We start from the raw sequence: 17,902 nt of genomic DNA on the forward strand, positions 1-17,902 counted from the left end.
GCTCGGTGTCGGGGATGTCAGCGTGCACGCCCTCGCACATGGTCCGGAGGAGCCGCTGCACCAGGCCGCTGCACGCGTCATCGAAGCCGCAGCGGCGCTGGACGAGCGACACGAGAGCGTGCTCAACGGGGTCCAGCGCGCTCAGCGCCTACTCGAAGGCACTGGTCGCGGTGAAGTCGGCCGAGCCCAGGTCTCGTACGCGCTGCTGCGGACAGCTCTCCCGGACCTCGGAGACGGCCTGGCCCAGCAGGACCGGGCATACAGCCAGCTCGTCGAGTCCCTGTCCGCCTACCGCCAGCTTCTTTCCTCGCCCGAGCCTGCTCAACACGCGAGCAACAAGAGCCACGGTCCGGGCCAGAAGACGAGGCCCCACCGGGACGACGACTGGGCCGTCGCCGGGGAGCGCGGGCTGGTAGCCCTCGAAGCGGTTGCGGCCGGAGGTGTTCGCTTTCGCCGCAACGCGATCGGCGAGGACCCGTACATCTCGCGGGAGAAGGCCCAGTGGCAGGACCCGGCGATCTTCCCGCAGACCGTGCAGCGGCTGGTCGCCGACGGGCTACTGCATCAGGACATCACCGAGAACGTGTACCGGCCCGGCCAGCTCCTCTCACTCACTGCGCAGGGGGAAGCCGCCCTGCGGGATGGTCGCGCGACGACCTCCCGGGTGTCCGCCGCCCTCGGCCGCACCACCACGCGGACCACGTCAGGCGCGCCCTCCGACCCGGCCGCCGTGCCCATCGCCAGGACCTCCCTCGCGACCCCCCGCTCACGCTGACCTCATCCCGATAAGGACCCCGCCATGGCTACCCCCGGCCTGCCTCCCACCTTCTCCATCGCTTCCATCGACGCCCAGCGCGTCGAGGAGGCTCTCGCCCGGATCGGGCCCAAGTGGACCACCTGGACCGCGATGACCCTGGCCCAGGTAAGGGGCCCCGTGCGCGTCCGCGACGTTGCTGCGCAGCTCCCCTTCGTCAGTGAGCAGTTCGTCGGCAAAAGGCTGGCCACGATGCACGCTGACGGATTGGTGATCCGCGAGGACGACCGGCGGGGTGCGCCGTACCGGCTCAGCGCGCTCGGCACGTCTCTGGCCCCCGTCCTCCGCAGGGTCTCGGACTGGTCCCGCACCCACCTGACAAAGGAACCGATGGCCGAAGCCGAGCGTGTCGAGGACGCGCTGCGCCGCCTGCATCTTCGGCACTCAACTGCCGTGATTCAGGCCCTCGACTCGGCTGACGGCCAGATGCGGTTCGTCCACATCGCCGAGGCGGCCGGTCTGGACTACGGCCTCGCACGGCAGCGACTTGTCCGGCTTCAGGCCGATGGCCTGGTCACGCGAACGGGCTCCCGGCACGGAGACCCGTACGTGCTCACCGATGCCGGCCAGGCGTTGGGGGCCGTCTACGCGAGTGTCGAGCACTGGAGCCAGCCCTGCTCGCTGCGAGGTGGAACAGCGGCACCGCGTCCGACAGCGGCAGCCACGCGGACCCACGTCGGCATTCCGCTGGGGGCGGGAGCCGACAGCGCCCGGACCGCGGCGGCCCTACGACGGAGCGCCGCCGCGTCGAACGTCATGTTCAGCCACGCGCCTCAGCCGGAACCGCGGGTGCCGGCGGCCGTGACCGCTCAGTCGGCACCGGGCCTGGGCCGGTGACGGGGGTGAGAACTAGAGGCCACCCGCCGCCACTACGGCATCCGCGTGCGCTCCGGCGGCTCCCGCCGCTGCTGCATACGCGGATCCGTTCTCCTCCTTCGCTTCCGGAGACTCGACCATGTACGCCCCTGATGACCCGACGCGGTACCAAGAGGTACTGGTCAGCCCCATGTATCTGGCTGGTTCCAACGGGACCGGCGAGGCTGGCTTCGCGCCCGTCGCCCACTGGCCCCATCAGTACCTCGATGAGGGCCCCTGCCAGCTCCTCGTGACCTCTCCCGACCAACGGATTCGGATCGGCTGGTTCGGCGACGACTTCGAACTGTGGAAGATCAGCGCAGCCGAGGACGCCTTCTCGGCGCCTCGCTGGACGGCGACGTTCAACCACGTCACCCCGGCCGAGATGGTCGCCGGTCTCACCGCCGCACTGGTCCAGGACTACGACGAAGCCCTCGCCTCCGACACCCCCGGCCGCTTCCTGACAGGGCCAACCGTCCCCTGGAGGGACACCGTCCGGCCGCTGACCGATGCCGGCTGGAACCTTGACGGAGCTGCTGAACTCGGCACCGTCGAGATCATCGCTCCTGACGACCAAGCGGGCATCCTTGTCGATCGGCGCGGCTACGGCTTCGACCGCACGACCGTTGAGCTGTGGGCTGGCCCGCCGGGCTGGGGCACTCGTGCCGAAGCGACGTTCACGGCCCGCACCCCGTCCCACTTGATCGCCGCAACCGCCGCTGTGATGGCGGAGTCGACGCCGGTGGTCCGCGAGCGCCACCAAGTCGACCGGCGGATGCAGCACTTGGTCACCATGACTCCTGTCGCTTCGGCCACGCCGATCGCCGAGGCTCAGGTCCCGCGCGCTCCGACTCCGCTGGACGTACGCCGCACCGCGGTCACCCAGGCCGTACACCGTGCCGCGCGGGCACCACGCACGGCAGCCGACCTCCGGGTGATGGCCGCGCAGAGCCGCTCCACGGGGGCGGCGCAGAAACGGACGGGACACTCGGCGCCCGCGCCCTCTGCCCGGCTGCCGGCCAGCTCGCCGACGCCCCGGCGCGGACGCTGACTCCCACCCCAGGCCGCACTCCACTCGCGACCGTCCCCGCCCAACAGGGAGTTCCACCATGCCCACCACCACCATGCTCGACCAGGCCACGGCCATGATCGAGAACGCCTGGGGCCAACCCATCGAAGCTCTTGAGGTCCTAGGGGTCCCCGCCCCAGCGAGGACCCGCTCCTGCGCTGCGCCATGCACACCCGCGCGGCCCTGGCCATCACGGACAGCGCGGTAACCGTTCACCAGGACCGTCTTCACGCCCTGTCCCGGCGTGGGTACGTGCCTGACTTCTACGAACTCGACCGGATCACCGAAACGGCGGTCAAGCTCCGCGTCGCCCACGCGGAGAGCCGTGCGTACCTCCAGGCGATCCGGCGCGTGGTGGAGGCCCGGGAGGCCGCCGCACCCGAGGTTGCGGCACCGGCGGTTCGGCTGGCTCAGGCCGCTGTCGCCCGCTCCGGGCAGACGCGGCACGCCCCGGGGGCCGTGCCCGAACCGCCCTCTCCGGCGGCGGTCGTAGGGCCGTCAGCGCCCACAACGGGGCCCCGACGTTGAACGCTTAGCTCCAATTCTCGTCGCGGGGGCCCTCTTCGGCCCGGGGGCCCACCGCGCGGGCCAGCTCCTCCACCGTCAGCTCCACGCGCCGGCCTTCGGCGACCCGGCGCTCCACCGTCTCCTCCTCCGGCCGCCGGTCGGGCTGTGCGCCGACTCCCCACTGGCCGTCGGCGACCATCGCGATGTCGCCCACGGTCCAGGGCCGTCCGGCGGCGCGGATCTTGCGTTCCAGTCCGGCGCCGTCCCAGTGTCTGCTCGCCTCGGCCATCCCCTGCTCCCCTTCCCCGACGTGCGGTCCCTCACCGCAACCCAGGTACGACAACCGCGGTCGCAGATCCATTCCCGTCCCGCCGCCCGCTCGCTGGGTGGCCTCCAGTTCGCCCCCGGCAGACGGCATCCCCGGGAAACGACTACGCACTTCGGCATGCCGCATGCCAACGTACAGGTGTTGGGAAAAACCGCAGGTCAACGAAGGGATCGTCCAACCGTGAACACCTCCGCCACCCTCCTGCCTGCCGTCGTCCGCCCCGCCGTGGAAGACCGCCACTGGCTCTCCTCCGACCACTGCGCCGCTCCGGTGCTCGACCTCCTGGACGCTCTCGGCTGGACGATCGCCGAGACCCCGGAGGCCAACGTCCACGCGACCAGCCCGGACGGCGGCGTCTACGTCGGCTGGCTCCCCGAAGACCCCTCCGCCTGGGCGCGCGAGATCGTCTGGCGCGTCCAGGTGCTGCCCGCCGACGGCGAGGTGTGGGTCCAGGAGTTCGGCGTCCACACCCCTTCCGAGGCTGTCGCCGGATTTCTCGCTGCCCTCGTCACCCACTCCTCGCGCTGACCGCCGGACCACGGGGGCGGGCCGACGACGGCCCGCCCCCGTGCACCGCGCTCGTTCCGGCCCGTCTCGGCGGACCTGCCGCGCCCCTCTTCCTGACCGAAAGGCATAGCAATGACCATCCACTCCTACGACCTCACGAGAATCGCGAACCACATCGTCGGCTCGGGCATCGCCATGTTCGCGGCCTACGACGCCATCACGGGTTCCGGCATGGCCTCGCGCGGTATCCCCCAGGTTTGCCGCGGGGTGCTGCTGGTGTGAAGCGCCGGGATCTTCCAGGACTACCTCCGCCGCCGCGACACCCGTGTCGTCGCCTACCTGTCGGCCAACCCGAACACGCACCTCTCCAAGATCAGCGCCGCCACGGGACTGAGCCAGGAACGGGTCGCCAGCTCGCTGCAGCGTCTGCGCACCGACGGCCTGGTCGTCTCGAAGGAAGGCGCGGTTCCCCTCCCACCTCGCTACCGGCTGACCTAGTGGCTCCACCATCGGCAGCATCTCGCAGACCACACCAAGGGCCCGAAGGCCCTACGCGACCTGCTCCGCCTCGACGCCCTCTGACGATGTCCCCGCCAGTCCGGCCCCGACCGCCCATACCGCTCTCGGAGGATTCCGTGCCCCAGTATCTGACCGTCGGCCACCTGCTTCGCCAGCTCCTGGAACTCGACCCCAACCTGCCGGTCCGTCTCGCCGTCAACCCGGACTTCCCCTTCGCCCACTTCGTGGGGGCCGAGGTCGTCGTCCGCGACGGCAAGGCGTACATCGCCGATGACGGCCAGGAGGACTACCTCCCTATGGGGGCGCGCGATGCCCTCACCTGGGCCTGATCGCTCCACGGAGGCATCCATCTCGTCCCTCTCGCGCCCCGCGCCTCGTCTCGCGCTGCACGATGTCGCCGTGCGCCCCATGCCGTACGGCGTGCACAGCGCGCTTCTCCAGCGCATCTCCGCCCGCCCCGACGGCCCCCTCGACATCACCTGGCTCGCTGCCGAAACCCCCCAACTTCCCCTCGGGCGCATCCGGCTGCGCTGGGAGCCCGCCTCGCGCAGCGGCTGGGACGTCACGGCGTACCTGGGGCTGACCACGGCCGAGGTGCTCCTCGGTTCCTGGCCCGCCGCCCCGGACGACTGGCCACGCCTGGTCCGTCCGACCCTGTACGAGGTGACCGGCCTGTGCGCCGCCCTCTCATTCGCGACCGACGCCCTCGACCTCTCCAACCGGCTCTCCGGAGTCTGACCGAGGACCGCCGAAGGCCGCCCCACCACCGCTCAGGCAGGGGCGGCCTCGTCGTGCTTCGACCCGTTCGTTGCGTACGCTCGACCTGACGAAGGAGAACACCCATAGCCGACGACCAGAGGCTCTGGGGATACCCGGAGGTCGCCGCCCACCTGGGTATCAGCGTCGGCGCGACCCGCAGCCGCAAGAGCCGGGGCAGCCTGCCCTCGCCCGACGACGACAGCGTTCCGGACCGTCCCCGCTGGAGGCCGTCCACGTTCCAGAACTGGAGGCCGGTCGGCCGGGGATTTCGCAGCGACCTGCACAGCTCCGCCCGGCAGGAGACCACGCCGACCGACTGACCGAGCGGATGCTCGCCCGTAGGCTGCGGGCATGACACCCGACTCGCAGATGCCCTCGCCCCCATTCCCCTCGACCGACAACGCCGTACTCGGGTTGATCGTCGGCGGAGCCATCGAGTCGGTCCGTAGCGGCGAGGCCACCGTGGAGGAGGCCGTCCTGCATGCGGCGGTCCACGGCTGGTACGAGGGACACGTCCAGGGTGAAGACGAATGCCCGGGGTGCGACTTCCGGGGTGGGCTGGCGAAGGACAGCGCACGCGGCTGACCCTCAACTGCGCGCCGGGGGCGCCACCAATATGTCGGACGCTGTTGGTTAAGCGCCGTCTCTGACGTACAAGACCTCTTCGATCTCCGCCTCGCCCCCCTCGCCCGATGGCGTGATGTACTTGACGACGTCTCCCGCCTTGCGACCGATCAGGGTCCTGCCGAGCGGTGACGTCATTGAGATGCGGCCTTGCTGCTCGTCGGCTTCTTCCTGACCGACGATCTGGACGCGCCAGGTCTTGCCGCTGTCTGGATCAATCAGTTCGACCGTCGCGCCGAACACCACCATGTCTCCGGTCATCTGCGTCGGATCGACGATCTTCGCACGTTCAAGGGTCTGTTCGATAAAGGAGATCCTGGCGTTGATCATGCCTTTCCTCTCCTTCTCCTCATAGCTGGTGGCGTTGTTGAGGCGCGGCAGCTCTTCCTCGCGCAGGTGCTGCAGCTCTTCGCGCAGGCGCTGCGCACCCTGGGACGTCATGGGGACTTTTTCTGACATACCGCCAGCACAGACGGTCGGTTACTCCATGCACTTATGCGATTACGTGGCGAGATTGCCGCACGTGCGCAGGGCGGCACTGGCAGGAGGCGGGAGCAGCCACTTCGCCGACCTCGCGCCCTGGCGGCGTCGCACTGAGGGCCGTTGCGGCGGTGACGCAGCCGAAGTGAGCCGAGTGCGGTGAGGCCGGCGCCTCGGAACGGGAAGCAGGGCGCCGATGAGTGTCGGGGCCCGATTCACCCCATAGGGGTGAAAAGATGCGGTTATGACGAGTTCTCAGGTCTTTTTCGACATGACCGCGGACGGGGCCCCTATCGGCCGGATCAGGTTCGAGCTGTTCGCCGACGTCGTTCCCAAGACGGCGGAGAACTTCCGCGCACTGTGCACCGGCGAGAAGGGGGGCGGGGAGGACGGCAGGCACCTGCACCTCAAGGGAAGCGTTTTCCACAGCGTCGTCCCCGATTATGGGTGCCAGGGCGGAGATTTCATCCGGGGCGACGGCAGCCGCGGCGAGAGCATCTACGGGGAGAACTTCGAGGACGAGAACTTCGAGCTCAAGCACGACGCGCCCGGCATCCTGTCGATGGCCGCTCCCGGCCGGAACACCAACGACTCCCGGTTCTTCATCAGTCTCGCGCCGGCCTCGTGGCTGGACGGCAAGCAGGTCGTGTTCGGCAAAGTCGTCGGCGGCATGGAAGTGCTCAGGACCATCGAGAAATACGGCTCTTTGGGCGGCAGGACCTCTCAGAAGATCATGATCGCCGACTGCGGACAGTCCTTGTAGATCGGCCTGAAGCCGTCCCGGCCGACCGACGTATGTGCGACTGCGGCGGCGGGGGACGAATGGCAGCCCAGGCGTCCACCGGTCCAGGGCCTGCCCTGGACCGGTGGACCGGCCCTGATCCATCTCAGCGCGAAGCGATGACATGGGTGGGCCGGCTGAACGGCGGCGCGGTGCTCTCACCCCGGGGGAGAGCACCTTGCACGCGACACGCGCTTCACTGGGCGTGGTAGAAGGCGTACATGCGGCCCTTGTAGGTGATGATGCCGGGCGTGTCGAGAACCGTGGGCTGTGTCTGGCCGCCGATCGGTGCGGGCGCGCTCCAGGGGTTGAACGAGGAGTTCATTTCGGTGTCGCGCCGGCTCAGGTAGGGCTTGCCGTCCAGGTCGGTGTGCGCGCACCACAGGTCCTGGCCGTCGAAGTGCAGGACGGGACCGTTCCTGGTCTCCCCTCTCGGGCCCGGAGCCGTCTGCCATGCCGCCTCAAGCGGGTCGTGTCCCTGGGGGCTCCAGTAGGTGTGGAGTTCTGCATTGTTCTTCAGCACCGCCACCCACAGCTGGTCGCGGCTGCGGGCGATCGAGGGGGTGCCCAGGGGGTTCGCGGAGGTCACCAGACGGCGCTCGTCATCGAAGGTGCCGCTGTCGGCGCCCGCGTCCTTGCGGTGGATGTACAGCTCGTGCCCGTCCTTGAAGCAGCTCACGGCGGCCCAGAGATGATTGTGGTAATCGTCTTCGGTGTTGCTGTCGCACAGGGCCGGGCCGCGGGCACTGATCTGCCCCATTCCCCAATTGCTCCCGTTCCACCTGCCGACATCAGAGAAGGTGAAGTGGACCTGGCCGTTGCCCGAAGCGGTGGCCATGCAGTACATCATGCCTCTGCGGGCGGCCAGCGCTGGGGGCTGGTCGGTCACGGACATGGGGCCGATCCTGATCGGAGGCGTCCACGCGATGCCGTCGTAACAGCTCCACATCAAAGAACCGAACGCGGATTCGGCGTAGACGAGGTGCATCTTGTCCTCGTAGACCGTGAGGCGGGGCGCGGCCCTCGTCGTCCAGCCGAGAGGGATCGGCAGGCTCCAGGCCCCGCTTTCCTCCGGGGCATCGCCCAGAGGGCGGACGAGGCAGGAGATGCTGCCGGTGGGGTAGACGGGGGGTTCGCCGGTGTAGCGGATCCGGAGCTTGTGGTGGCCGTCGCCGTTGAAGTCCCACTCCATGTCCCGCCGCAGAGACAGAATCGCCATGTCCTCGCGGGTCAGAACGAAGGTGCGCGAGCAGGAGAGGTCGTCGTGGTTGCGCAGGGTGTCCATCAAGCCGATGAAGATCTTGGCGACCTCCCAGGCCAGGGAGAGCGAGTCGGGCACCGGGATCAGAGGGCTCATGGGGTGCTTCTCCAGCACCTCGTCGATGATGTAGACGGCGCTCTCCAGCGCGAGCTGAAGCTTGTCGTACCAGGCGGCGTTGGACTGGTCGGCCTCCCACACCTGGATGCCCGCAACGACCGTGCCGCTGGCCGGCTTGTCCAGGAACACCTTCTTGTCCCGGGAGAACTGGCGGGTCTGGCCCTTCTTGACCGCTCCGAACTCCTCGGAGACGAATGTCTGCCCCTGCCCTTCGCCGACGCCCGAGGAGGCGGCGAAGTAGATCTCGTCGCGGCCCCCGCCCTGGTCGCCGACCGCGCGTTCGACGTAGAAGCTCTCCATCTCCAACCGCACCCGCCAAGGCTCCTGCACCGCCTGGACGTCAGGCACGTCTTGGGCACCGGCAGTGTTGTTGGTGGAGGCGGGGTAGCGGGCGACGCCGGTGACGGCGAAACCGGTCTCCCGCATCGCCTCCACGAACGCCTCGTCCTCCTCCACCCGGCCTGCCGCCCAGTCCTCCCACCACAGCAGCGACACGTTCGGCGCCTCCCACGCCTCCTGCGCCAGCTTCGGCATAGCCCGCGCCAGATCAGCGATGGAATACCCCCACACGGAGGGCCGCGAAGTGATCGTAAAGGGCACGATCAGCTTCCACGGAGGAGCGCTGGTCACCGTCTCCCGGTAGGCCAGGCCCCATGCCTTGACCTCCTCGGTGTCCACGACCGTCTCCAGCGCGTCCACCAGCAGCCGCTCCAGATCGGTCAGCTCCCGGCCCTCCCGCAGCCGGTTCGCGCCGTGCAGCATCACCGCCAGCAGCAGATTCCGGGGCCGGTCGGGGGCAGCCGCGGCCAGCGCCACCCCCGCCCGCCGGCTCGAACTCTCACCCACCAGCAGTGCTTTCAGCCGGTCGATCCGCTCCTGCGACGTCGTCGTCACCGCCATGCCCGCTCCACTCCTCATACACGCACCAGCCGCCCGGACCAGCCGGACTCCGAGCCGGCGCGCAGCATCACCGCGATCTCACACACAGCCCTACCAGAAAAGCGACAAGAAGCCGCAAAGCGTGCGAATGTAATGAGCCACCATCTGCGCCACCCGTCCCAGGCCCCGGGCATCTGTGCCATGCCCCTTGATCGGGACCGGTCTGGGAGGGCGCGGGACCGGGTGGGGGATTTACTGTCGGGCGTGCGTGACAGCGCACCGCCGTGCTCGTTGCACCCCCCGCAGAGTGATCGGTCAAGTGAAAGGCAGGGCGGGCCATGAGTACGACCCACGACGAGTTCGCTGAACGGCTCGGATTCGCTTCCGGCCAGGTGGTGCAGGAGATCGGCCGGGGCGAGGACAGTGACGCCGCGCTGCGCGAGGCCATCGAGACCCGGACCGGCACCAAACTCGTCGATGACGAGCACGACGGCCTGGTCGACGCCGTCCTGTACTGGTGGCGCGCGCAAAACGGCGACCTCGCCGAGGAGCTGAACACCGCGGCCCTCTCCCTCCACGACGGCGGATTCATCTGGCTGCTCACGCCGAAGCCCGACCGCCACGGGCACATCGCGCCCAGCGACTTGGGGGAAGAGATCGTCCACGCGGGGCTCAAGCACGACACCCCTGTCTCGGCCGCACCGGACTGGACCGGAACCCGCGTCACCAGCGGGTAGTCGGCAGCCCCTCATGCCGGCGCCTCGCACGTTTCCCCGTGCCACTCCTGGCCGCTGATCATTCACCAAGCTCCGCATCTGCAACGGGGACTCTGGCAGACCCCTGGCGTCCCACACCTTCTTGTCGTTCTCGTCGCGCAGCGAGGCCGCTGCGCGACGCACCCATGCTGCCGAGCGGCCGGGCAGCATACATGGCCAGAGCGGCCCCGCCCTCACGTCCGGGACGCTTGAGACTCCGCCGTCCTGGCCCTGCCCGGCATGGTCGGTCGGCCGCCGTGTGGGTGACCCTCGAACGAGTGGTCCTCAAGCCCTTCGCCTTGATCCTCCAGCGCACCGGGAGGGGGCCTTTCACCGTGCAGCCGGTAGCGGGCGAGGCGAAACGCGCAGCCGTGCACCGCGTCAACCTGTCTCCGCGTGCACGTCATGACCCCGCAAGAGCGTGATCGACTGAGGGCCCTGGGGCAGCCCGCGAGGGTCTCGCCCTGTCTGCGACCAGAGGAGCGACCGATGCCGTTCACACTCCCCGAGCTGCCCTACCCGCAGTACGCCCTGGACCCCCACCTCTCGGCTGAGACGGTTACCTTTCACTGGGGTAGGCACCACAAGGCATATGTGGATGACTTGAACAAGGGGATCGAAGGCACGGAGTGGGAAGACGCTCCGCTTGAGGACATCGTCAAGCAGGCTTCGGGATCCCTCGCCGAGAACGCCGCGCAGCACTGGAACCACACCTTCTACTGGCACAGCCTCTCCCCGAACGGCGGAGGCGACCCCCACGGCACCCTCCAGGACGTCATCGTCACCACATGGGGGTCCTTCGAGGCGTTCAAGGAAGACTTCACCAAGGCCGCTGTCGGCCTCGCCGGCCCGGGCTGGACATGGCTGGTCCTGACACCCGAAAAGACGGTGGAGATCACCACCACCGGCGAGACCCAGACGCCGCTCACCGCGGGCGCGCACCCCCTCCTGGTGGCCGACATGTCGGAGCACGCCTACAGCACCGACTACGGCGACGCGCCCGCGAAGTACATCGACGCCTTCTTCCACCTGGCGAACTGGCGCTTCGCCAACGAAGTCCTCACCAGCAAGCGGTAAAAGGTTCACCAGCCACATCTGTTCCGGGGCCTGCGCCTGCCGTGCCCCTCACATCCCCCCAGGACGAACGGAAAGAAGCGATGCACCTCGACTCCGGTGTGTACAAGATCCACAATGGCGGCGACATGGTCGGCCGCGCCCGTAACGAGACGATGGATCTCTCGCCCAAGCCGGTCTTCAACAAGACCGATGACGAGGACGCCACCTGGACCGTCGAACCGCTTCCCAACGGGCGGTACATGCTGTACGTCAAGGAGGGGCCAGCCGCCGTCGGGGACGGGCGCCCCACCAAGGACGTGGTCTCCCTCGTCCAGGGCGGGCAGGACGCTGTGGAGTGGGAACTCCACCCCGTGGACGGCACGGATGGCCGCTACCGCATCATGAGCCCCGAAGGTGGGGTGTGGGCCGTCTCGGAACCCGGCAAGCACTGCAGGATCGGGGTGCTGCCCGCCGGAAGCGAAAACGGTGATTCCACCACGTTCACCTTCACCAGCGTCGAGTCCTAGGGCCTGTCCGGTAGGTCAGGTGACCCACATCCTTGAAGGTCACCGTACGAGCTTTCGAACCACTACCTGCGCTTAGTTCACTCTGGGTGCGCCGCCACGACTGCACTCGCTCGGCCTGCACCTGAGCACCGCCGATCACGGAGGGGCGGGCCTTCCGCTGGCGCACGGATGAGCGGTGCATACCCCAAAACAGTGAAAGACGTCCGCGGTCGTAATCGAGCTGCCTCGTTCGGGCAAAAGGATCTTTGCGCGTAGTGATCCCCGCTGACGGAGAGAGATGGGCTCGGTGAACGAAACACAGACAGCGACGGGCAAGTTTGCCAGTAGCGACCCAACCACCGTACGGACAATTTCCATCCTGGCGGAGACGCTGGGATGCGACGTCAACACCTTGCAGCCCGAGATGCTCCTGGCTGATGACCTCAACGCCGACGAGGAGAGCCTCGCCAACGTGGCGTCCATGCTGGAGATGGAGCTCGGCATTGACGAACTCTATGAGGACGTCGACGACTGGGAGACCGTCGGCGATGTCCTCGACAGCGTTCACGACCAGACAGCCTGACCACCCCGCAGCCGTGCTGTTTCGAGAACCGGAGAGTCGATGAGCCCCCGAGACACCAAGACCGCCGAAAGTATGCGCACCAGGCGAGGCAAGGCCGAAGACGGAGACCGCGCCCACCGCTCACGCCGGAAGAAGGACACCAACGCCCCCAAGCGCCCCCTGTCCGCCTACATGCTCTACTCCCAGGCGAACCGCGTGCGGGCGAAGAAGGAGAACCCGGACGCATCATTTGGGCTGATCGGGAAGATCCTGGGGAAAGAGTGGTCGGAGCTGCCCGAACAAGCTAAAGCGCAGTACCTGAAGAAGGCAGAGGACGACAAGAGGCGGTACGAGGCCGAGAAGGCGCACTACGACGTGGGGGAAAACGACGAGTGACGTGAACCCAGCGCCCACCGCGCTGGGACAAGCCGCCTCACATGAGTCCTCCGCCGCCTGAACTGCCCGGCCTCGCCACGTCAAGCCCGTGGCACGTCTGGAGTCGCGTTAGCGGAGCCAGAGTCGGATCGCTCCGATGGTGACGGTCCCCTGGAAGACATAGGCCCGCTTGTCGAACCGTGTCGCTATCGCACGGAACCTCTTGAGGGCATACACAGTGCGCTCGACTTCGTTCCTGCGCGCGTAAAGATCCCGCTTGAAACCGGCGGGTCTGCCGCCCGCACTGCCACGGCGCAGGCGGTGGGCCCGCTGGTCCCGGCGCTCGGGAATCGTGTGCCGGATCTGCCGTCGCCGCAGGTATTGTCGGTTTCGGCGGGAACTGTACGCCTTATCGCCACAGAGATAGTCCGGCCGCGTCCGTGGGCGTCCACCATCCGGTCGCGGGACACGGACGCGGTCCAGGACCGGGATCAGCTGAGGGGCGTCACCCCACTGACCCGGAGTGATCAGGACGACCAGCGGTCGGCAGCCGCCGTCGCTCGCCAGGTGGATCTTCGTCGTCAGCCCGCCGCGTGAACGGCCGAGAGCTTCGTCCGGGCGGTGTTGAGCGGGCCAGCTGTGGTTGCCAGCTTTCTGCGGCACCTGCTTTCGTGCGCCGGCGGCATGCTGTGAGCACGGCACACCGTGTAGTCCACGCTTACCACCGACCAATCGATGCGGCCTTGCGCGTCCGCATCGGCCTGGACTGCTCGCAGAATCCTGTCCCACGTTCCATCCGCCGACCACCGGCGATGCCTGTCGTATACCGTCTTCCACTTGCCGAATCGAGTCGGAAGATCCCGCCACGGGATGCCGGTTCTAAGGCGGAAAAGGATCCCATCGATCACTTGACGATGATTCTTCCAACGTCCGCCCCGGCCAACGTTCCTCGGCAAGGAGGGCCCCAGTCGATCCCATTCTTCGTTCGACAAGTCGCCCCGCCCCATGTCGACCGGAACGAACAGCACGAACAGCAGTCACGCGACTCGTCGGACAGGCCCTAGGGTGCCCTGCCCGGTTCAGCCGGCCGCCGCACGGTGAGCGCGGATTGGGCCGTGGCTGCCGGAGTGCGCACCGAAGCAGGGAAGCCGCTGCCGGTCTCCGACCGGTAGATGGAACCCCGTGCTCCGAATGCGCCCGCAGCCCCGAGCTTAGTCAGCGCATCCTCGTAGTCGGCGCCGGATGCCCGGCCGTACTCCCTATTCACCGCGCAGGCGGCCGGTGGGCCGTGGGACGTCGCTGCCGCGTGCTGTCACCGTCATGTGCCCCGTGGGGCAGCAGCCCTTTCTCCCGGCTGGCGGCCAAGATGCCGTCCAGCACCCGCCGCCCGCGTCCGCCCCGGCCAGACAGTCCCGGAACTCCGACAGCACCGAGAAATCGAACCCAGGATCCCCCCAGTTCAAGCCCGAGCGCGTACTTGTAGTCGATCCTGGCCCGCACCGCCTCCGCGGCCTGCCGGTCGGTCAGCCTCTCCACGAACTGCAACACCAGCACCAGCACCAGCCGCCCTGGCGACCAAGCCGGTTTCCCCCGCATCGGGAACAGGTCCGTGAACTGCTCGTCAGTGAACAACCGCCCCAGCTCGTCCCTGACCCGGATCGCCAGACTCCCGTTCGGGAACGCGGCCCGCGCCACCCGCACCGTCTCCGCCGGAATCTCCCCCGACCCTTCGGCTGCATCGACATCCGCACCCACCCCACACCCCAACGTCGGCGTTCAAGACCACAACCGGGGTCTCGAAGGCCGACGTCACGCGAGGGGCGGAATTAACCGACAGTGTCCGATATGCCGGTGGCGCCCCTCGCGTTCCGTCTGGTGCTCGCTTACTCCAGGTAGATGCCGGCGAATACGCCGTCGAACCCGAGCGCAGCCAAGCCTGCCTCGACACTCGGGTAGGTCGTCCCGTGCGGGCCGCCGACCAGGGCATCGAAGTCGGCGCGACTGATCTCGGGCTCGAGCCACTGGTTGCCGCACCGGCAGCGGACCCAGACGTTGCGCCCGTGGTTGATGAGCAGCCAGTCGCGTCGGGCACGGCAGGCGGAGCACATCACGGGGATGCCGCCGAGAGCGAGTTCGCGTGAGTGGCCGACGCAGCGAATTGCCCCGGGGCCTTCGGCCGACCGCGTCTCGGCCTGGAGCTGCAGCAGGGGGTCGGTACCAGTGGGGACGACGGGCAGGACGGGTGCCGGCTCCGTGATGCGGGTGGTGGTTCTGAGCACGAGCGTCATCTCCCGGTTGTCGGTCCTGTCTTCATCCGTAACAGCCGGTGGAACCGGCTGTCCATACATTTCGCGGCGTCCGCTCGGACGGTGGTCTACGTCCGGTTCGACGTGGTCAGCGACGTGGCGAGCGGCGGTTGGGGTCTTGAGCAGTCCCGAGCCGTACGGCTGCCGTCGCGTTTCGTTCACTGGTGCGGCCGCTCGGCGTGGTGGCCTGGCGGGTGGCGGCCTGCGGACGACGGGCACCGTCCCCCGGGTGTGCCGAGAGCTGGGCGATGCGCCGCAGGCGCCAGACCAGGACGTCGTTCACGTCGTCGGCGCTGTCGAGTTCGCGCATGTCGATGGCCTGGCGCAGGAGGGCTTCGGAGTCATGGCCTGCCCGCTCGGCCTGGGCGAGGGTGGCGACCAAGGCGTCGGTCCTCGCTTCCATGCCCCCTGCCCGTACGGCCTTCTCCGGCAGGACGGCGCGAAGGGTGGCTTCGTGCGTGCGGCGCTGGGCTTCTGGAAGGGCCCGACCTTGGTCATGCAGCACTCGCATCGGCGTGGCGGCGGCCTGCCGGTAGGCGGTGCGCAGGTGCGCGGCGGCTTGTCGGGAGGCGTGGGCCTGCTGGGCGTGTCCGCGGGCGGAGTGCCAGCGGGCGGCGGCGAGGGTGACGAGGACGAGGGTGGAGACGAGCATGGCGGTGGTGCCGCCGTCCTCGCCTCGGCCGAGCGCCCCGCCGGCCTGGACAATGCCTCGGGCGGCCGAGCGGAGGGCCCGGGTGTCGGCGCGTTCGGCGCGGACATGACTGCGGGTTGCCCGTTCGAAGGCGCGAGCTGCGGCGGCCAGCTCGGTGCGGGTGGTGGCCGGTGAGGTCTGGGCCACTGCGTCGAGGAGTTCTCCGACGCCGACGAGCTGGGCGGCGGCCTCGCCGTCCTCGTCGCGTTCCAGGAGAGTGACCGAGCGCTCGGCGATGACGACTGCGTTGCGTCGTTGACGGGCGGGCGATGACCAGTTCGTCCGGTCAGCGGCGACCGCGGGCGCGCTGGGCTCGGCGGCCCCGTCGGTGAGGAGTAGGCGGATCTTCGGAAGGGAGAGGCCGGGGGCCAGTTTTGAGCCGGGGTACCAGACCGGGTCTCCATCGCGGTTGCGGTCGCCAGGCAGGGCCACGTTGTAGCCGAGCGCGTCACCGGACGGTGCGTGCCGCAGCTTCACCCGTACCCCCGCTTCTCGGAGCCGCGTGAAGAACTCCTCTTCCGAATCCGCTCCCGCCACGGCTCGACGAACGGCCTCGCGGAGCGTCTCGCGCGAGGTCTCCGGGCGGCCGGTGCGCTCGGCCTTGAACTTCTCGGCGCTGCTGGGGTTCTTCGCTGCGGTTCCGTCGCCCGCGTTCAGGCGCCGCAGGCCCATCTCCTTCTCGATGCGGCGGCATTCGGCCTGGGCCTTGTTGAAGTCGTAGTTCAGGCGCGGGTTGCGCAGGTCGCCGCGTACGAGGGTGGCGACGATGTGGATGTGGTCTTCCGCATGGCGGACGGCGATCCACCGGCAGCCGTCGGGGTCTCCATCCGGGGCGATGCCGGTGGCGTGGACGATGCGCTGGGCGACGGTGTTCCACTCCTCGTCGTCCAGCCGCCGGTCCCCGGGGGCGGTGCGGACCGAGCAGTGCCAGACGTGCTTGGCGGGTGCGCGGTCGCCGACCTGCTTGACCCGCAAATCCAGGGCGGCGGTGAGCCGGGCGAGGGTGACCTTCGGGTCGGGGCCGAGGCCGGTGTCGCGGCCGGGGTCGGGAGCGAAGCCGTCCCAGGAGCCGACGAGGTGCGCGTCGGTGTGCTCCTCGCGCCGTCCGGGGCCGTACAGGTAGACGAGGAGGCCGTGGGTGCGGGAGCCGCGTCCGATGTCGGGAACCATCACAGCCGCCGGGTCACCAGGTCGTTCGCCGCGTCATCGACGCGGGCGAGAAGTCCGGTCAGCGCGCCCAGCGCGTGTTCGAGTTCACCGGCGCGCGGGTGGCCACCGCTGTTGAGGACGAAGGCGATCTGGTTGATGTTGTTGCCGATCCGGGCCAGCGCGGTGCGTAGAGCGGCGAGTTCGTCGATGGCGGTGTCGAGCTGGTCGTTGCTGTGCACGGCGGCGCGTCCGCGGGCGGCGCTCAGGCCGGCGGTGGCGAGGAAGCGGGCGACGGTGACGCCGCGCTGGGTGGCGGCGTCGGTGATCTCCGCTTTCTCGGTGTCGGAGAGGCGGGTGGTCGTCTTGCGGGCGCGCTCGCTCGAGTTGCGGCTACGGCGGCGCGGTTTGCGGTCGGGGTAGGCGGGCGTGCTCGGGCTCGGCTGCTCGCGGTGGTCGTCGCGGTCGGCTTCTCCCCCGGTGACCGGCTCCCCCTGGTGCCGGTTGCCCGGCTGGTCCCCGTGCGCCCTCGCTCGGGGACCAGCCGGGCTTCCCCCGCCCTCCTGGGCGGGGGCAAGTGCGTACGTCGGGCCGTAGGACCGTCGTACGCGATAGCTTGCTCCGCCAGGAGCCGTGGTGGGGTCACGCTGCTGTCCAGCGGAAGTGGCCGCCGGGTTGTTGGTGTTCACCGGCTCGTCTCCGGGTCCTGCTGCTGGATTTCGCGGACGAGTTCCTCGATCCAGTCCATGGCCAGGACGGGGTGGTGCAGGGTCCAGGGCCGGTCATGCTGCTCGCGTTGCACGATCCAGGTGGTGTCGGGGCCGGACTGGGCGCGGTGGAGGTGTCCGTGCTGGTGCAGGACGGTCAGCCAGGAGTCGACTTCGGTGGGCGTGGCCGGGTGAGTGCGCATCGGGTGCTCTCCGCTTCTGCTGTGGCGGGGTGTGTCGGTGACATGCGGAGTGGGTGACCGGCCGGGTTGACCGGTTCGGTCACCCACTCCGTGGA

The 17,902-nt window shown here is 68.9% G+C and carries 23 protein-coding genes and 1 pseudogene; 15 read left to right on the forward strand and 9 right to left on the reverse strand.

Annotated elements, in window-relative coordinates; all coding sequences use genetic code 11:
* The first annotated feature begins 22 nt into the window (after window positions 1–22).
* The 3 genes from ACFUJY_RS00750 (at window position 23) to ACFUJY_RS00760 (ending at window position 2,720) form a co-directional block, all read left to right on the forward strand.
* Window positions 23–775, forward strand: coding sequence for a large ATP-binding protein (locus ACFUJY_RS00750; RefSeq protein ID WP_383292473.1), 753 nt, complete (start codon window positions 23–25; stop codon window positions 773–775).
* 24 nt (window positions 776–799) lie between these two features.
* Window positions 800–1,651, forward strand: coding sequence for a winged helix-turn-helix transcriptional regulator (locus ACFUJY_RS00755; protein WP_383292475.1), 852 nt, complete (start codon window positions 800–802; stop codon window positions 1,649–1,651).
* Window positions 1,652–1,769: 118 nt separating this feature from the next.
* Window positions 1,770–2,720, forward strand: a complete 951-nt coding sequence (locus ACFUJY_RS00760; RefSeq protein ID WP_383292478.1) for a DUF317 domain-containing protein — start codon at window positions 1,770–1,772, stop codon at window positions 2,718–2,720.
* A gap of 550 nt (window positions 2,721–3,270) precedes the next feature.
* Here the strand turns inward: ACFUJY_RS00760 and ACFUJY_RS00765 are convergent.
* A complete protein-coding gene (locus ACFUJY_RS00765) occupies window positions 3,271–3,534 on the reverse strand; it encodes a hypothetical protein (protein ID WP_383292480.1) in 264 nt (87 codons plus the stop codon).
* A gap of 219 nt (window positions 3,535–3,753) precedes the next feature.
* Here ACFUJY_RS00765 and ACFUJY_RS00770 point away from each other — a divergent pair, with 219 nt between their 5' ends.
* The 6 genes from ACFUJY_RS00770 (at window position 3,754) to ACFUJY_RS00795 (ending at window position 5,943) form a co-directional block, all read left to right on the forward strand.
* Window positions 3,754–4,101: a DUF317 domain-containing protein gene (locus ACFUJY_RS00770; protein ID WP_311309655.1), complete on the forward strand. Its 348-nt coding sequence runs from the start codon at window positions 3,754–3,756 to the stop codon at window positions 4,099–4,101.
* A 111-nt stretch (window positions 4,102–4,212) separates the two neighbouring features.
* Window positions 4,213–4,362, forward strand: a complete 150-nt coding sequence (locus ACFUJY_RS00775) for a hypothetical protein (protein WP_383292483.1) — start codon at window positions 4,213–4,215, stop codon at window positions 4,360–4,362.
* 9 nt (window positions 4,363–4,371) lie between these two features.
* Window positions 4,372–4,578 (forward strand): winged helix-turn-helix domain-containing protein, encoded by a 207-nt coding sequence (locus ACFUJY_RS00780; protein WP_383293842.1) that lies wholly within the window; start codon window positions 4,372–4,374, stop codon window positions 4,576–4,578.
* 137 nt (window positions 4,579–4,715) lie between these two features.
* Window positions 4,716–4,928: a hypothetical protein gene (locus ACFUJY_RS00785; protein WP_383292486.1), complete on the forward strand. Its 213-nt coding sequence runs from the start codon at window positions 4,716–4,718 to the stop codon at window positions 4,926–4,928.
* A gap of 79 nt (window positions 4,929–5,007) precedes the next feature.
* Window positions 5,008–5,337, forward strand: coding sequence for an esterase (locus tag ACFUJY_RS00790; protein WP_383293845.1), 330 nt, complete (start codon window positions 5,008–5,010; stop codon window positions 5,335–5,337).
* A 372-nt stretch (window positions 5,338–5,709) separates the two neighbouring features.
* Complete coding sequence (locus tag ACFUJY_RS00795) at window positions 5,710–5,943, forward strand: hypothetical protein (RefSeq protein ID WP_383292489.1); 234 nt, start codon at window positions 5,710–5,712, stop codon at window positions 5,941–5,943.
* Window positions 5,944–5,991: 48 nt separating this feature from the next.
* On the opposite strand, the gene ACFUJY_RS00800 is transcribed toward ACFUJY_RS00795, so the two are convergent.
* Entirely contained in the window at window positions 5,992–6,423 is a 432-nt protein-coding gene (locus tag ACFUJY_RS00800) for a GreA/GreB family elongation factor (protein ID WP_383292492.1), read from the reverse strand.
* 283 nt (window positions 6,424–6,706) lie between these two features.
* Between ACFUJY_RS00800 and ACFUJY_RS00805 the strand changes: the two genes are divergently transcribed.
* Window positions 6,707–7,225 carry a peptidylprolyl isomerase gene (locus tag ACFUJY_RS00805; protein WP_383292494.1) on the forward strand — a complete coding sequence of 173 codons (519 nt, stop codon included), beginning with the start codon at window positions 6,707–6,709 and terminating at the stop codon, window positions 7,223–7,225.
* Window positions 7,226–7,439: 214 nt separating this feature from the next.
* On the opposite strand, the gene ACFUJY_RS00810 is transcribed toward ACFUJY_RS00805, so the two are convergent.
* Window positions 7,440–9,521, reverse strand: coding sequence for a hypothetical protein (locus ACFUJY_RS00810; RefSeq protein WP_383292496.1), 2,082 nt, complete (start codon window positions 9,519–9,521; stop codon window positions 7,440–7,442).
* Window positions 9,522–9,838: 317 nt separating this feature from the next.
* Here ACFUJY_RS00810 and ACFUJY_RS00815 point away from each other — a divergent pair, with 317 nt between their 5' ends.
* From ACFUJY_RS00815 to ACFUJY_RS00835, 5 genes are all read left to right on the forward strand, one after another.
* On the forward strand, window positions 9,839–10,237 hold the full coding sequence (locus tag ACFUJY_RS00815; RefSeq protein WP_383292499.1) for a DUF3052 domain-containing protein: 399 nt from the start codon (window positions 9,839–9,841) through the stop codon (window positions 10,235–10,237).
* A 507-nt stretch (window positions 10,238–10,744) separates the two neighbouring features.
* On the forward strand, window positions 10,745–11,332 hold the full coding sequence (locus ACFUJY_RS00820) for a superoxide dismutase (protein WP_383292502.1): 588 nt from the start codon (window positions 10,745–10,747) through the stop codon (window positions 11,330–11,332).
* A gap of 80 nt (window positions 11,333–11,412) precedes the next feature.
* The gene (locus tag ACFUJY_RS00825) at window positions 11,413–11,838 is read left to right on the forward strand and encodes an I66 family serine proteinase inhibitor (RefSeq protein WP_383292505.1); all 426 of its coding nucleotides are present in this window, start codon (window positions 11,413–11,415) and stop codon (window positions 11,836–11,838) included.
* Between the two features lie 286 nt (window positions 11,839–12,124).
* On the forward strand, window positions 12,125–12,400 hold the full coding sequence (locus ACFUJY_RS00830; protein WP_383292507.1) for an acyl carrier protein: 276 nt from the start codon (window positions 12,125–12,127) through the stop codon (window positions 12,398–12,400).
* A gap of 72 nt (window positions 12,401–12,472) precedes the next feature.
* A complete protein-coding gene (locus ACFUJY_RS00835) occupies window positions 12,473–12,775 on the forward strand; it encodes a non-histone chromosomal protein 6 (RefSeq protein ID WP_383292509.1) in 303 nt (100 codons plus the stop codon).
* Window positions 12,776–12,883: 108 nt separating this feature from the next.
* Here ACFUJY_RS00835 and ACFUJY_RS00840 read toward each other — a convergent pair.
* The 6 genes and pseudogenes from ACFUJY_RS00840 to ACFUJY_RS00865 form a co-directional block, all read right to left on the reverse strand.
* Window positions 12,884–13,761, reverse strand: a protein-coding gene (locus ACFUJY_RS00840; protein WP_383293847.1) for an IS5 family transposase whose coding sequence is annotated in 2 segments (ribosomal slippage) — window positions 12,884–13,443 and window positions 13,443–13,761 — 879 coding nt in all. Because the reading frame shifts where the segments join, the coding sequence is not laid out codon by codon here.
* Window positions 13,762–14,089: 328 nt separating this feature from the next.
* Window positions 14,090–14,499: pseudogene (locus ACFUJY_RS00845) on the reverse strand (transposase); the annotation flags it as partial.
* A gap of 138 nt (window positions 14,500–14,637) precedes the next feature.
* Entirely contained in the window at window positions 14,638–15,042 is a 405-nt protein-coding gene (locus tag ACFUJY_RS00850) for a hypothetical protein (protein ID WP_383292512.1), read from the reverse strand.
* 106 nt (window positions 15,043–15,148) lie between these two features.
* On the reverse strand, window positions 15,149–16,921 hold the full coding sequence (locus ACFUJY_RS00855) for a relaxase/mobilization nuclease domain-containing protein (RefSeq protein WP_383293850.1): 1,773 nt from the start codon (window positions 16,919–16,921) through the stop codon (window positions 15,149–15,151).
* Window positions 16,921–17,586: a plasmid mobilization protein gene (locus tag ACFUJY_RS00860; protein ID WP_383292514.1), complete on the reverse strand. Its 666-nt coding sequence runs from the start codon at window positions 17,584–17,586 to the stop codon at window positions 16,921–16,923. Before ACFUJY_RS00860 ends, ACFUJY_RS00855 begins: the two co-directional genes overlap by 1 nt.
* Window positions 17,583–17,807, reverse strand: a complete 225-nt coding sequence (locus ACFUJY_RS00865; protein WP_383292517.1) for a hypothetical protein — start codon at window positions 17,805–17,807, stop codon at window positions 17,583–17,585. The genes ACFUJY_RS00860 and ACFUJY_RS00865 overlap by 4 nt, the downstream gene beginning before the upstream one ends.
* Window positions 17,808–17,902 lie beyond the last annotated feature (95 nt).

The organism is Streptomyces sp. NPDC057249 (assembly GCF_042669245.1).
In the GTDB taxonomy this organism is placed as follows: domain Bacteria; phylum Actinomycetota; class Actinomycetes; order Streptomycetales; family Streptomycetaceae; genus Streptomyces.